This is a genomic window from Rhizobium sp. AC27/96 (assembly GCF_001692325.1).
GTDB lineage: Bacteria > Pseudomonadota > Alphaproteobacteria > Rhizobiales > Rhizobiaceae > Rhizobium.
This window is the reverse complement of the sequence record NZ_LXKN01000010.1, coordinates 67,608-81,985: the sequence shown is the minus strand read 5'-3', so window position 1 is coordinate 81,985 and position 14,378 is coordinate 67,608. Positions and strand designations below refer to the sequence as shown.

Below are 14,378 nucleotides of genomic sequence, written 5' to 3'. Positions count from 1 at the left end.
CGACACTGCCGGTGGCACCATTTGCTGACGTTTCACGTGAAACCTTCTTGACTCCCAAAACCGATGTGCCAAACAAGCGGCTTCATCGAGGATCGCGATTATGCTCGACACTATATATGATGTCATCGTTGTAGGGGGTGGCCACGCCGGTAGCGAGGCCGCGGCTGCGGCTGCGCGTTTGGGCGCCCGCACGGCTCTCATCACCCATAAGCGCAGCACGATCGGCGTCATGTCCTGCAATCCGGCCATCGGCGGACTTGGAAAGGGGCATCTTGTGCGCGAGATCGACGCCCTGGATGGTCTCATGGGCCGCATGGCCGATGCCGGTGGTATCCAATTCCGTATGCTGAATCGGAAAAAAGGCCCTGCGGTTCGTGGCCCTAGGACCCAGGCTGACCGCAAGCTCTATCGGCTCGCGGTGCAGGCGGAAATCGACAACACCCCGAATCTTGATGTGATTGAAGGTGATGCCTTCGATCTGACGATAGAACAGGGGCGTGTTTCGGCCGTCGTGCTGAAGGATGGCAGAATTTTCCGCTGCGGCGCCGTCGTTCTAACGACCGGCACCTTTTTGCGCGGCCTGATCCATATTGGTGATAAGAAGATTCCAGCCGGCCGTGTTGGTGAAGAGCCGTCCGTCGGCCTGTCCGGGACGCTGCTGCGATTTGGCCTGGCACTCGGTCGTCTCAAGACCGGGACACCGGCTCGCCTGGATGGCAGTACCATCGATTGGGATTCAGTTGGTAGGCAAGGTGCGGACGAGGATCCGACACCATTTTCCTTCATGACCGATAGTATCACAAATCCTCAGATCGAGTGTGGGGTGACGCGTACAACGAGCGAAACTCATCGGATCATTGCGGAGAACCTCAATCGTTCCGCCATGTATTCCGGCCAGATCGAGGGTATCGGCCCGCGTTATTGCCCGTCGATTGAGGACAAGATCGTCAAGTTCGGTGAGCGCGACGGCCACCAGATCTTCCTTGAACCGGAAGGTCTCGACGACACGACGGTTTACCCGAACGGCATTTCGACCTCCCTGCCCGAGGAGGTTCAGGATTCCTTCATCAGAACCATTCCGGGTCTGGAACGAGTCAGCATCCTGCAATGCGGCTATGCAATCGAGTATGACCACGTCGATCCGCGGGAGCTGAAGCTGTCGCTGGAAGTCGAGAAAATCCCGGGATTGTTCCTGGCGGGCCAGATCAATGGCACTACCGGCTATGAAGAGGCTGGCGCCCAGGGTCTTGTTGCCGGGTTGAATGCTGCGCGGCTGGCATCTGGCGGGCAGCCGGTGGAGTTCAGCCGTACAGAATCCTATATCGGCGTCATGATCGATGATCTGACGTCGCGAGGCGTTGCCGAGCCCTATCGTATGTTCACCTCCCGGGCGGAGTATCGGCTGTCGTTGCGAGCTGACAATGCGGATGTGCGCCTGACGCCGATCGGGCAGGCTATTGGCTGCGTTGGCGCTGACCGCGCGCAGCGGTTCGAGCGTTATACAAAAAAGCTCGAGGAGGCGCGTATTCAGCTGAAAGAGCTGTCGGTGACGCCGAGCGAGGCGGCAAAAGCGGGTTTGCATCTGAACAAGGACGGCCAACGGCGGTCTGCCTACGAACTTCTTTCCTATCCGGATCAGTCGATCGAATCGCTGTCGCGGCTATGGCCGCAATTGGGCTCGATCGAGCGCAACGTCGGCGAGGCCGTCGAGATTGAGGCGGCCTATGCCGTTTATATGGATCGGCAGACGGCAGATATCGTTCAGGCGAGGAAGGAAGAGGAGCGCGCTATTCCCACCGACTTCGATTTTGCCATTCTATCCGGCCTGTCCAACGAGCTGAAGCAGAAGCTGAGCGCTGCTCGTCCGAAGAATATTGCTCAGGCATCCCGCATCGACGGGATGACCCCGGCCGCTATTTCCTTGCTGCTGGCACATCTTCGGAAGCTGGGTGGTACAGAGAAGCAAAAGCTTGTTTCTTAAGTTTGCAAGGTTTGAGAGTCCAAAATATGGAATTGAACGGTGTGCGTGTTTCACGTGAAACACAGGAGCGGTTGCAGCATTTTGCCCAGCTTTTCCAGAAGTGGGCCAAGACCATCAACCTCGTAGCGCCATCGACGATTGATGACCTCTGGCGGCGTCACATCGCTGACAGCGCACAGATTTTCCAGATTCACCCCAGGACTGATCATTGGGTTGACCTGGGTAGCGGCGGTGGTTTTCCGGGGGTTATCACCGCGATTCTGCTTGCAGAACACGGGGCCGGGCATGTCGATCTGGTGGAGAGCAACCAGAAGAAGGCCGCTTTTCTGCGTGTCTGTCTGCGGGAATGTGGCGCTCGCGGCACTGTTCATGCTGTTAGGATTGAGGAAGCGCCGGCTGCCATCCAACATTGCGATATCATTTCAGCGCGCGCCCTCGCCGAGCTTGAAGGGCTGCTCGATTATTCGGCTCCCTGGCTCGAGCGCAACGAGAATTTGATTCTTCTGCTGCATAAAGGCCGGGATTATGAACGCGAGCTCGAGAAAGCCCGTGGTCGTTGGGAATTCGATCTGGTAAAACATCAGAGTGTCGTCGAGCGAGATTCCGTGATTTTGGAACTGAGCCGCCTTCGGCGCCTGATTTAACCGGAATTGGATGTGCGACAGATGATCGGCGAGCGAAATCGGATTATTACCATCGCAAATCAGAAGGGTGGCGTCGGAAAGACCACGACCGCGATCAATCTGGCGACGGCGCTGGCCGCAATTGGCGAGCGCGTCTTGATCGTTGATCTTGATCCGCAGGGTAATGCGAGCACCGGCCTCGGTATTGAGCGTCGGGATCGAAAGCAATCATCCTATGACCTTTTGGCCGGCACCCACACGATTCTGGAGACTGTGCAGGAAACTGCCGTTCCAAATCTCTTCATCGTGCCGTCAACGATGGATCTGCTTGGCGTCGAGATGGAAATTGCGCAGCAGCCGGATCGCGTCTTCAGGCTTCGTGGTGCGCTGAATACCCCGGATGCGCTTTCCTTCTCCTATATTCTGGTCGACTGCCCGCCTTCTTTCAATTTGTTAACCATGAATGCCATGGCGGCGGCGCATTCGGTGTTGGTGCCGTTGCAGTGCGAATTCTTTGCGCTTGAGGGCCTCAGCCAGTTGCTCGAGACCGTTGACCAGGTTCGGCGTACCGTCAATCCGTCGCTCGATATTCAGGGTATCGTGCTGACAATGTTTGACTCCCGTAACAATCTCGCCCAGCAGGTTGTCAGCGATGTGCGTACGCATCTGGGCGAAAAAGTCTACCATACGTTGATTCCGCGCAACGTACGCGTGTCCGAGGCCCCTTCCTATGGCAAGCCTGCTATTCTCTACGATTTGAAGTGCGCGGGCAGCCAAGCCTATTTGCAGCTGGCCTCCGAAGTTATCCAGCGAGAGCGGCAACGCAAGGCCGCAGCCTGATTATAGTATTTGTTCCAGAGTGAGTACCGGTGATGAATGATGATCCTTCGAAGCGGCGTCTTGGGCGCGGACTAGCAGCTCTCATCGGAGAGATGGACCAGCCGACCCCTGTGGATGCCGGGAAACCGGCGGTCAATCCGGATCGCATGGTGCCGATCGAGTTCATCAGCCGCAATCCACGCAATCCGCGCCGCTACTTTGATGAAACCGAGCTTCACGATCTCGCCAGCTCCATTCGCCAGCACGGCATTGTGCAGCCGGTCGTCGTTCGCACTGTTTCGACGGATCGCTATGAGATTATCGCCGGTGAAAGACGCTGGCGGGCAGCCCAACTCGCTGGTTTGATTGAGATTCCGGTCATCGTTCGCGATGTGGACGACAAGACGGCGCTCGAAATCGCCATTGTCGAGAATGTCCAGCGTGCCGACCTCAATCCATTGGAAGAAGCGCTGGGCTATGAGCAGCTGATTGCCGAGCACGGCTATACGCAAAATGATCTTGGCGAGATCATCGGCAAAAGCCGCAGCCACGTCGCCAACTCCCTGCGCTTGCTCAAGCTGCCTGATCCCGTGCGTGACATGCTTGCCGGCGGCAGTCTCTCGGCTGGCCACGCGCGAGCGCTGGTGTCGACATCCGATCCCACCACCCTCGCCCGCACAATCGTTTCCAAGGGCATGTCGGTTCGCGATGCCGAGCGATTGGCGCAGAACGATATCAAGGCGCAGAATGATCCCCGTCCCGCCGGGCCGCGCAAGGATGAAAAGGATTCCGATACGCTGGCGCTGGAGCGCACTCTGTCGGATACGCTTGGCTTGGATGTTGCGATCAACCATCGCGGCAGTGGCGGGCAGGTCAAAATATCCTACAAGACGCTGGAGCAGCTTGAGGAAATCTGCCGGCTGCTCGAGCGCCGCTAGGGTAATTTCGAAAATCTGCGTAGCGACTTTTGCACAAAATTTAGTAAAAACAATATGATAGATCCCATCAGCGATTCGTGAAGCGCTGATGGGAGCAATGTGCTTTTCGTGAAACCTTAGTTTTTACGGGCTGATTGCAGCGTGGTTGCGAGCAAGGTTTGCGTGGCAATCGTATCCTCAAGGCTGGCGCGCTGGCGTGTCTGGAGGATGGCTGATTGCAGCCTGTTCATCTCACGTGCAATGGCAGGGGCCGTCCACGTCTTGAGCGCCTGTTCGATAATCGGCTTGCGGCGAAAATGCAGATGGCGGCCGTGTGACTGCATGACCTGTGCCGGAGCCGATCGCTTTTCATCCATTTCGGCACGCATCGCATCCAGCAGCTGAAACTGCTTGAGGCAGCCCTGCAACACCAGAAACATCGGTGTCTTCGAGGTGGAGATCTTTTGCATGGCATGCAGGAAGGCTTCCGAATCGCCCTTCAGGATCGCGTCGACCGCATCGTCGGCGGAGACGGCGCTGGCATCGCCGATGATTTCGGTGACGTGTTCTTCCTCTATCGTGCCCAGCCCGCGGCAATAGAGTGCCAGCTTGCGGACTTCATTGCGCGAGGCAATTCGATCGCCGCCGAGAAGCTCCAGCAGCACCTGGCGTGCGGCCGGCGTGATCCGTAGGCCTTCACTCGCCAGTTCGGTATCAATCAGGCTATTGAGCGCTCTAGTATCATCCGCATAGCAGGGGATTGTCGCTACGCTGCGCGCAGGCTCGACAACCTTGCGCAGTCCGGAACCCTTCTTGAGATCACCGGCCTCGATGATGACAAAACTGCCATCCGGCGGATTGCCGGCAATGATCTGCAGCGAATCGACCAGGGCCTTTTCGTTGGCGGCGCCGCGAATCCAGACGAGCTTTTCGCCGCCAAAGAGGCCGATGGCATTGACCTCGTCCAACAGGCGGCCCGCGTCGTTCTGGAGATCACCAACATCCAGCTTGATAAGGGAAAACGGATCTTTCAGATCCACGCCGGTCTTGGCCGCAATCTGAGCGGCACGCTCGGATACCAGGCCGCGATCCGGGCCATAAATGACGAAGATCCGGTAATTGCGCGCGGCATTTTGGAGGAATCCGTCAAACTCGTGAGACTTGATTTCCGCCATGCCGCGCTCTTGATCAGCGGCTGAGCGCAGCAGCGATGTCGGCAGCCACCATCTCGGCGACTTCGCGGGAGGCGCGGTCTTCCGAATCGCGGATTGCGCGCTGCTTGGCGAATTCCTGTGTCGGGAAGTCGACCAGCGAGGTTACCGCGCGGCTACCGGATTTCACTACCTTGCCGGTGATTGCCTCCTTCAGGGTGAAGGAGGCGGTTACCGTCGTACGACCGGCACCCGATGTATCTGAAGACGGCAGATAGAGAACGCCGCCGGTTGCCGAGGTAACACTCAGGTCAACCGTGTATTTTGGCGTCTTGGCTTCACCGGCGCCGCGGCCGGCGATGAAGATCAGCTGGTTGCGGACTTCCTGGCCGACGCGCGAATTGGCGTCGGAGAAGGATACTTCCGACAGCTTCTGGGTGACGCCGGTGCTCAGGGCATAGAGCGGCTTCACCTGGCAGGCGGACAGAAGGCCGGTAACAGCCACCAGAGACGCAATGCCGGCGATGCGGGCGAACTTGAAGAGAGTATCAGACGACAATGTTTACGATCCTCTGTGGAACGACGATGATCTTCTTTGGCGCCTGACCATTCAACGCGCTTTTGACGGCATCCAGGGCGAGAACGGCCTGTTGCACGGCATTCTGATCCGCATCGCGCGCGATTGTCAATTCGGCGCGCTTCTTACCGTTGATCTGAACGGGATAGACGATCTCGTTCTCGATCACCAGCGCTTCGTCATAGCTGGGCCAGGGGCTGGTGGCGATCATATTGGTGTTGCCGAGCACTGCCGAGCATTCTTCTGCAAGATGCGGTGTAATCGGCGCAACCAGCGCAATCAGGATTTCCACGGCTTCGCGGGAAGCTGAGACAAAGGCCGCATCGGCTTGGCCGGCGGCGACCTTGCCCAACGGAGCTGCCAGCGCATTGACGAATTCATAGATGCGCGCGACCGCCTTGTTGAAGGCGAGCTTGTCGTAATCACCCTGGACAGCCTTCAGCGTGCGATGTGCGATCTGCGAAATCGCCAGCGCCTCGCCCTCTTTAGCCGGCTTCGGTTTTGCGGATTTCAGCGCGTCCGCCGCTTCCGAGACCAGACGCCACATGCGCTGCGTGAAACGATGCGCGCCTTCGACGCCGGCTTCGGACCAGATGACGTCACGGTCTGGCGGCGAATCGGACAGCACGAAGAAGCGCGCGGTGTCGGCGCCGTAGGATGCGATGATGTCATCGGGATCGACGACATTCTTCTTGGACTTCGACATCTTCTCGATCGAGCCGATGGCGATGTCCTCGCCGGTTGAAAGCAACGTAGCGCGACGCTGTCCCTCCACTTCCTCGATGCGGATATCGGCCGGTGACACCCATTCGCGCGTCAGGCCCGAGCCGCGGCTATAGGTCTCGTGCACCACCATCCCCTGCGTAAACAGGCCCTTGAAGGGCTCCTTCACCTCGAGGTGGCCGGTCTCACGCATGGCGCGCGTGAAGAAGCGCGAATAGAGCAGATGCAGGATCGCATGCTCGATGCCGCCAATATATTGATCGACGGGCAGCCAGCGGTTGGCGGCGGCCTGATCGGTCGGCTGGTTTTCCCAAGGTGCGGTGAAGCGGACGAAATACCAGCTCGAGTCGACGAAGGTATCCATCGTGTCCGTCTCGCGGCGAGCGTCCTTGCCGCATTGCGGGCAAGCAACATGCCGCCATGTCGGATGCCGATCGAGCGGATTGCCTGGCTGGTCGAAGGTAACGTCGTCAGGCAGCCGGACGGGCAGATCCTGCTTTGGCACCGGCAGCACGCCGCAATCATCGCAATGGATGACCGGGATGGGGCAGCCCCAATAACGCTGGCGGGAAATGCCCCAATCGCGCAGGCGGAAATTCACCTTGCGCTCGGCCTGCGGCGCATTGCCGAGGCTGGCGGCAGATAGTTTCGAGGCGACGGTATAGAACGCCTCTTCCGTGCCCATGCCGTCAAGGAAGCGCGAGTTGATCATGACACCGTCACCATCATAGGCGACATCGCCGACGGTGAAGCTGGCCGCATCGCCGTCACGCGGCATGACCACGGGCACGACAGGCAGATTGTATTTGCGGGCGAAATCCAGGTCGCGCTGGTCGCCGGACGGGCAGCCGAAGATCGCGCCAGTGCCATAGTCCATCAGCACGAAATTGGCGATGTAGACAGGCAGTTCCCAGGACGGATCGAAGGGATGGCGCACGCGGATGCCGGTGTCCATGCCTTTCTTCTCAGCGGTCTCGAGCGCGGCGAGCGAGGTTCCGGCGCGGCGGCACTCCTCGCAGAAGGCCTCGATCTCCGCATCCTTTGCTGCAGCTTCCTTGGCCAACGGATGGTCGGCCGAGATCGCCAGGAAGGAGGCGCCGAACAGCGTATCCGGGCGCGTCGTATAGACGGCGATCTCGCGGTCGCTGTTGGGTGCGGTTTCCGGCACGATTTCCCAGCGAATGGTCAGGCCTTCGGAACGGCCGATCCAGTTCTTCTGCATCAGCCGGACTTTTTCCGGCCAATGGTCGAGTGTGTCCAGGGCATCAAGCAACTCCTGGCTGAATTCGGTGATCTTGAAGAACCATTGCGTCAGCTCGCGCTGCTCGACGAGCGCGCCGGAACGCCAGCCGCGGCCGTCGATGACCTGCTCGTTGGCCAGAACGGTGTTGTCGACCGGGTCCCAGTTGACCTTGGACTTCTTGCGATAGACCAGGCCCTTCTCCATCATGTCGATGAAGAGCATCTGCTGGCGGTGGTAATAATCGACGTCGCAGGTGGCGAATTCGCGGCTCCAGTCCAGCGACAGGCCCATGGCTTTGAGCTGGGTGCGCATCGAGGCGATGTTCTGGTAGGTCCATTCCTTCGGATGAACCTTGTTGTCGCGCGCGGCATTTTCGGCCGGCATGCCGAAAGCGTCCCAGCCCATCGGATGCAAGACGTTATAGCCGCGGGCGCGCTTGTAGCGCGCGACGACATCGCCCATGGCGTAGTTGCGCACATGGCCCATGTGAATGCGGCCCGACGGATAGGGAAACATTTCTAGAACGTAGTATTTCTCACGCGGATCGGCATTGTCGGTCACGAAGACCTCGTCTTCGTTCCATTTCTGCTGCCAGCGGGGCTCGGCGTCGCGCGGATTATAACGTTCGATAGTCATCTGATCTTGTATTCCGGAAAATCATGGGGATTAAGGGGTGACCTTCACCACGAAACCACCCAAGCGTCAAGTTTAGCAGGTGCGGCAAGTGCTTTATCTTGCAAAGCAAAGCCGGATTCCGGCGCATTCGCCCTTGGCAAAGACCGCCTGCCTCATTACTGCAAAGTCTGAGAAGCAAGCGTGAATATCGAGGCGAAAAGATGGAACTTCAAGAGCGCCTGAACGAAGTTCGTTCCCATATCGCGGCAGCGGAGCGTCAGGCTGGCCGAGCGGCCGGCTCCGCGCAGCTGGTTGCCGTTTCCAAGACCTTCGATGCGGATCAGATCCGCCCGGCAATTTCGGCCGGCCAGCGCGTGTTCGGCGAGAACCGCGTGCAGGAAAGCCAGGGCAAGTGGCCGGAACTGAAGGCGGAGACGTCCGGCATCGAGCTGCATCTGATCGGGCCGCTGCAATCGAACAAAGCGAGTGATGCGGTGGCGCTGTTCGATGTCATCGAAACCATCGACCGGGAGAAGATCGCGCGCGCGATTGCCGATGAAATGAAGCGCCAGGGCAAGAACGTCAGGCTCTATGTGCAAGTCAATACCGGGCTGGAGCCGCAGAAGGCAGGTATCGCGCCTGATGATACGGTTGCCTTCGTCGACCTCTGCCGCAAGGAGCTCGGACTTTCGATCGAGGGCCTGATGTGCATCCCGCCTGCGGACGAAAATCCGGGGCCGCATTTCGCCTTGCTGGCGAAGCTTGCCGGCGAGGCAGGTGTCGAAAGGCTGTCGATGGGCATGTCGAGCGACTATGAAACCGCGGTTGCCTTCGGCGCGACAAGCGTTCGCGTTGGTTCGGCGATTTTTGGCACGCGGTAGATCTTTCAGCGAAAACAAAAGCAACGGCGTCATGGATTGGGCGGGGATGCGTGTGGCCTCCGCCACCAGCCCTCGTGGTTCGAGACAGCCCTTCGGTCCTCCTCACCATGAGGGCTGGTTCTCTCGCCCGGCTCGCAGCTCGCTCCGTCCTCATCCAGAGCTTGTCGAAGGATCGAGGCGGCCCATGATCGAGCAAAAGACCACCCCTCATCCTGAGGCGCGGAAGCTTCTGAGTTTGGCGAAGGGAGGCGAAGGGGACGGCCTGTGTCTTCCGACAAAAAAGCCCCGGTCGAAAACCGGGGCTTTGAAAACATGCAATCGGCAGAATATCAGAACTGATCGTCGTCTTCGTCGTCCGGTGTGGTCGACTTCAGCGACTTGAGCTTGGCGAAAACGGCGTCGGCGTCGATTTCCTTTTCCTTCGGCTCGTCACGCTCATAGCTGAAGCCGAGCTTTTCGGTTTCCTGAGCGGGCTGCAGCGTCGCGCCGAGTTCGGCGGCGGTCGGCAGCGGACGGCCCTTGGCGGCCTTTTCGACTTCCATGTCGAGATCGATCTGGCTGCAGAGGCCAAGCGTTACCGGGTCCATCGGTGCCAGGTTGGCCGAGTTCCAGTGGGTGCGGTCGCGGATCTGCTCGATGGTCGACTTGGTGGTGCCGACGAGGCGGGAAATCTGCGCATCCTTCAGTTCCGGATGGTTGCGCACCAGCCAGAGGATAGCGTTCGGGCGATCCTGACGCTTGGAAACGGGCGTGTAGCGCGGGCCGCGGCGCTTGGATTCCGGCACGCGAACCTTCGGCTCGGAAATCTTCAGCTTGTGGTTCGGATTGGCTTCAGCACGGGCAATTTCATCACGCGAAAGCTGGCCGGTCGAGATCGGGTCGAGGCCCTTGATGCCCTGTGCTGCTTCGCCATCGGCAATGGCCTTCACTTCGAGCGGATGCAACCTGCAGAACTGCGCGATCTGTTCGAATGACAAGGCTGTATTGTCGACAAGCCAGATGGCAGTTGCCTTCGGCATGAGCAATTGTTGAGCCATGGATATAGTCCTTCTGTCAGTCCGCGCCGGTGTCGCGGTCCGGGGTGTAACACCTCAATGTCCGGGAAATACGGCCCTATATAACGATAGTGTCGCGGAATTGCAATTCTTTGCGGATGAAATGCACTTTGTCCAATTGCTGTCATGGTTTGACCTGCTATTGATTGCGCGGAAAGAGCACCCATAATTGCGAGAGAGGGTGCCAGGATTCGAGGAGGAGACTATGTCGGAAAAGATTCATCCGGTGACGAAAGCGGTCGAGGCGCATGCTTTGATCGACCAGGCGAAGTACCAGAAATGGTATCAGCAGAGCGTCGAGGATCCCGACAAATTCTGGGGCAAGCACGGCAAGCGTATCGACTGGTTCAAGCCCTATACCAAGGTGAAGAACACGTCGTTTACCGGCAAGGTCTCGATCAAATGGTTCGAGGACGGCATCACCAACGTCTCCTATAATTGCATCGACCGGCACCTGAAGAAGCATGGCGATCGCGTGGCCTTCATCTGGGAGGGCGACAATCCCTATATCGACAAGAAGGTCACCTATAACGAGCTTTACGAGCAGGTCTGCCGTCTGGCGAACGTCTTGAAGAAGCAGGGCGTCAAGAAGGGCGACCGCGTTACCATCTATATGCCGATGATCCCGGAAGCAGCCTATGCGATGCTCGCCTGCGCCCGTATCGGCGCGGTGCACTCCGTCGTCTTCGGCGGCTTTTCGCCCGAAGCGCTGGGTGGACGCATCGTCGATTGCGAATCGACCTTCGTCATCACCTGCGATGAAGGCGTTCGCGGCGGCAAGTCCATTCCGTTGAAGGAAAACACCGACAAGGCCGTCCAGATCGCCGCCAAGCAGAAGGTCGATGTCAAGACTGTGCTGGTGGTGCGCCGCACCGGCGGCAAGGTCGCCTGGGAAGCCGGCCGCGATCTCTGGTACCACGAGGCAACCGCCAAGGTGAAAGCGGATTGTCCGCCAGCGAAAATGAAGGCGGAAGATCCGTTGTTCATTCTCTATACCTCCGGCTCGACCGGCAAGCCGAAGGGCGTGCTGCATACGACCGGCGGCTATCTCGTCTATGCGGCGATGACGCATGAATATACGTTCGATTATCACCCCGGCGATATCTACTGGTGCACGGCCGATGTCGGCTGGGTGACCGGTCATTCCTATATCGTCTATGGGCCGCTTGCGAACGCAGCGACTTCGCTGATGTTCGAAGGCGTGCCGAACTATCCAGACCAGGGCCGTTTCTGGGACGTCATCGACAAGCACAAGGTCAATATTTTCTACACGGCGCCGACGGCGATCCGTTCGCTGATGGGTGCCGGCGATCATTTCGTCAAGCGCTCGTCGCGCTCCAGCCTGCGCCTGCTCGGAACGGTGGGCGAGCCGATCAATCCGGAAGCGTGGGAATGGTATTACAAGGTGGTCGGCGACAGCCGCAGCCCGATCGTCGATACCTGGTGGCAGACGGAAACCGGCGGCCACATGATCACGCCGCTTCCCGGAGCGACGGACCTGAAGCCCGGTTCGGCCACCCTGCCCTTCTTCGGTGTTCAGCCGGAGCTGGTCGATAGCGAAGGCAAGGTGCTGGAAGGTGCGGCCGACGGCAATCTCGTCATCGCCGACAGCTGGCCGGGCCAGATGCGCACCGTCTACGGCGACCACGAGCGTTTCATCCAGACTTACTTCTCCACCTACAAGGGAAAGTATTTCACCGGTGACGGTTGCCGCCGTGACGAAGACGGCTATTACTGGATCACTGGCCGCGTCGATGACGTGCTCAACGTGTCGGGCCATCGTCTCGGCACGGCCGAAGTGGAATCAGCGCTGGTCTCGCACAGCCACGTGTCCGAAGCCGCCGTGGTCGGCTATCCGCATTCGATCAAGGGCCAGGGCATCTACTGCTACGTGACGCTGATGGTCGGCCAGGAAGGCTCGGACGCGTTGCGCCAGGAACTGGTGAAACACGTTCGCGCCGAAATCGGCCCGATCGCCTCGCCGGACAAGATCCAGTTCACCCCCGGCCTGCCGAAAACCCGCTCCGGCAAGATCATGCGCCGCATTCTGCGCAAGATCGCCGAGGATGATTTCGGCGCGCTCGGCGATACCTCGACGCTCGCTGATCCGGCTGTTGTCGATGATCTGATCGCCAACAGGCAGAACAAGGCGGATGCTGCTTGATTGGCTGTATGTTTTTACGGTTGAAACAGTAATGTTAGTGAACTTTCTGGGTGCTGGTTGAAACTCTTAGTCAGCACTCAGAAATAGTTGAAATTCGAAGTTTTTGAGCTCTCTTTCGGAGACCGCAATTCTTCTGATCAACTTTGGATTCAAAAAAGAATCTAAATTCAAAGGGTTAGGCGCCTCTCTCTTAACTTAATGATTCACTTGACATTTTTGCTATTTTACCTAGACTTTATAGCGGTAGGAAACGCTGGATACGCTCCGATTGCGGGCTGAGTTCGCTCAATGCTGACGGCAATCTTGCTTGTGGACGGTCATCCTTAGGATGATGGCCTAACGCCACAAGCCAAACGGAGTCCAGGGCCTACCAATTTTTTTGTCTATGTTCGTTGAACCTAAAAGTTGTATCCATAGAATCTAAATATAGATTTTTGGTCCTCAGCTAAATTTGCTTTCCACGCCGGAGTTGGTTGAAGAACGACACCGTAATCTGAGTAGTTGTGGTCTTCCCTAAAGGCAATGCGGGGTCTTAGTAGTTCAGCATAGGTTCCGTCACATTGACCTGTGTCTAGATTGTCTACGGCTGTGTAGAAAGCACTGGCAACAACGTCAGACAACTGGAGGCCGGCGCGCGATTTGTGCGGATGAGCTTCGACCAATCTCCAGTCCATAACGGACCACCTAGGAACCCATTTTTTTAGAATTATATTTTCGTTACGCGCCTGAAATCGAAGCAGCTCATGGTAAGCGGCTGTTTGGCTATAGGAATGGCCACCACGTTCCGAAAATTCAAATTTCACCTTTTTCGGGACACCATAGTTTCTAATCGAGCGCATTTCACAGTAATGCGTCACTCTTTCAATGAGGATGCGAACCATCCAGTTATAAAACCACTGTTGTGACGGCATTTTTTCCGCATTGATATTCCTATGTCCCCGCATGTTCTTTTTATTAGAAGCCACAACAAATAAACGGACTGGAAGATCGGCTAGATATCTGCATACAGCGGCTTTTCGCGTTGGTGACAGGTTGCGAAAATGCAGGTCATGTCGTTGTAGAGGGCCAATACTCCTTAGTATCTCCGCAACCCATTTGGTGACTTCACCGGCATTTTCCTTGTCTACCAACACAGCGGATATGGTCATCCACTCAGTACTTCCAATAGGATCAATTGGACGCACACGAGTGAGGCCGGGATCGCCAGCTTCGTCGATAAAAGCGATGTATTGGTAGTCTGGGATGTTTTCGCGACTCATCGTGACTCAAAATATGAAGTAACGATAGTAGTACGAAAGCAAAGCAACTATAAAGCGTGATTACTGGAAAAGTATCTCAAAAATCAATCGCCCGCCCATTGATCTCCCAATCGCCGAAGCGCGCGGGGTCGGCGCCGCCGCGGCCGCCGATTTCGGGGGCGATTTCGGCCTGTGTTTGGGCTTCCTGTGCCTTGCGGCGCTCCTCGGCTTCGGCAAGTGCGCGCTTGGCAGCCGGCGAGAGCGGCTTGCGCGTGGTTTCACCGGTTTCGGTGTCGAGTTTATTGTCGTTATCGGCTGTCTGCATGATCTGATCGGCCCGGAACCGTTGAATTAGGCGGATGAATAGCCAAATCATAGAGCATGATGCCGA

Annotated in this window: 12 protein-coding genes; 6 read left to right on the top strand and 6 right to left on the bottom strand. The window is 57.7% G+C overall.

Translation table 11 applies throughout. The annotated features are described in order from the left end of the window. The first annotated feature begins 100 nt into the window (after positions 1–100). Genes mnmG through A6U86_RS10705 form a run of 4 tightly spaced genes read left to right on the top strand, consistent with a single transcriptional unit; the run spans position 101 to position 4,361 of the window. On the top strand, positions 101–1,981 hold the full coding sequence (gene mnmG / locus A6U86_RS10720) for a tRNA uridine-5-carboxymethylaminomethyl(34) synthesis enzyme MnmG (protein WP_068390374.1): 1,881 nt from the start codon (positions 101–103) through the stop codon (positions 1,979–1,981). A gap of 26 nt (positions 1,982–2,007) precedes the next feature. Then, positions 2,008–2,625 carry a 16S rRNA (guanine(527)-N(7))-methyltransferase RsmG gene (gene rsmG, locus A6U86_RS10715; protein ID WP_068390371.1) on the top strand — a complete coding sequence of 206 codons (618 nt, stop codon included), beginning with the start codon at positions 2,008–2,010 and terminating at the stop codon, positions 2,623–2,625. A gap of 21 nt (positions 2,626–2,646) precedes the next feature. Further along, positions 2,647–3,444, top strand: coding sequence for a ParA family protein (locus tag A6U86_RS10710; protein ID WP_068390368.1), 798 nt, complete (start codon positions 2,647–2,649; stop codon positions 3,442–3,444). A 32-nt stretch (positions 3,445–3,476) separates the two neighbouring features. Continuing rightward, complete coding sequence (locus A6U86_RS10705; RefSeq protein ID WP_068390365.1) at positions 3,477–4,361, top strand: ParB/RepB/Spo0J family partition protein; 885 nt, start codon at positions 3,477–3,479, stop codon at positions 4,359–4,361. 116 nt (positions 4,362–4,477) lie between these two features. Here the strand turns inward: A6U86_RS10705 and holA are convergent, their stop codons facing one another. Genes holA through leuS form a run of 3 tightly spaced genes read right to left on the bottom strand, consistent with a single transcriptional unit; the run spans position 4,478 to position 8,670 of the window. Then, on the bottom strand, positions 4,478–5,515 hold the full coding sequence (holA, locus tag A6U86_RS10700; RefSeq protein WP_068390362.1) for a DNA polymerase III subunit delta: 1,038 nt from the start codon (positions 5,513–5,515) through the stop codon (positions 4,478–4,480). 13 nt (positions 5,516–5,528) lie between these two features. Beyond that, complete coding sequence (lptE, locus tag A6U86_RS10695; protein ID WP_068390358.1) at positions 5,529–6,050, bottom strand: LPS assembly lipoprotein LptE; 522 nt, start codon at positions 6,048–6,050, stop codon at positions 5,529–5,531. Next, positions 6,040–8,670: a leucine--tRNA ligase gene (gene leuS, locus A6U86_RS10690; protein WP_068390355.1), complete on the bottom strand. Its 2,631-nt coding sequence runs from the start codon at positions 8,668–8,670 to the stop codon at positions 6,040–6,042. Before leuS ends, lptE begins: the two co-directional genes overlap by 11 nt. A gap of 200 nt (positions 8,671–8,870) precedes the next feature. On the opposite strand from leuS, the gene A6U86_RS10685 reads away from it, so the two are divergent. After that, on the top strand, positions 8,871–9,530 hold the full coding sequence (locus A6U86_RS10685) for a YggS family pyridoxal phosphate-dependent enzyme (protein WP_068390352.1): 660 nt from the start codon (positions 8,871–8,873) through the stop codon (positions 9,528–9,530). A gap of 329 nt (positions 9,531–9,859) precedes the next feature. Here the strand turns inward: A6U86_RS10685 and A6U86_RS10680 are convergent, their stop codons facing one another. Then, positions 9,860–10,567 (bottom strand): DUF1013 domain-containing protein, encoded by a 708-nt coding sequence (locus A6U86_RS10680; RefSeq protein ID WP_068390349.1) that lies wholly within the window; start codon positions 10,565–10,567, stop codon positions 9,860–9,862. A gap of 223 nt (positions 10,568–10,790) precedes the next feature. On the opposite strand from A6U86_RS10680, the gene acs reads away from it, so the two are divergent. After that, a complete protein-coding gene (gene acs / locus A6U86_RS10670) occupies positions 10,791–12,749 on the top strand; it encodes an acetate--CoA ligase (RefSeq protein WP_068390343.1) in 1,959 nt (652 codons plus the stop codon). A 398-nt stretch (positions 12,750–13,147) separates the two neighbouring features. Here acs and A6U86_RS34665 read toward each other — a convergent pair whose 3' ends face one another. Both A6U86_RS34665 and A6U86_RS10665 read right to left on the bottom strand, forming a co-directional pair. Continuing rightward, on the bottom strand, positions 13,148–14,008 hold the full coding sequence (locus A6U86_RS34665; RefSeq protein ID WP_083196782.1) for a DUF3800 domain-containing protein: 861 nt from the start codon (positions 14,006–14,008) through the stop codon (positions 13,148–13,150). A 76-nt stretch (positions 14,009–14,084) separates the two neighbouring features. Beyond that, positions 14,085–14,312 (bottom strand): DUF1674 domain-containing protein, encoded by a 228-nt coding sequence (locus A6U86_RS10665; protein WP_068390550.1) that lies wholly within the window; start codon positions 14,310–14,312, stop codon positions 14,085–14,087. Positions 14,313–14,378 lie beyond the last annotated feature (66 nt).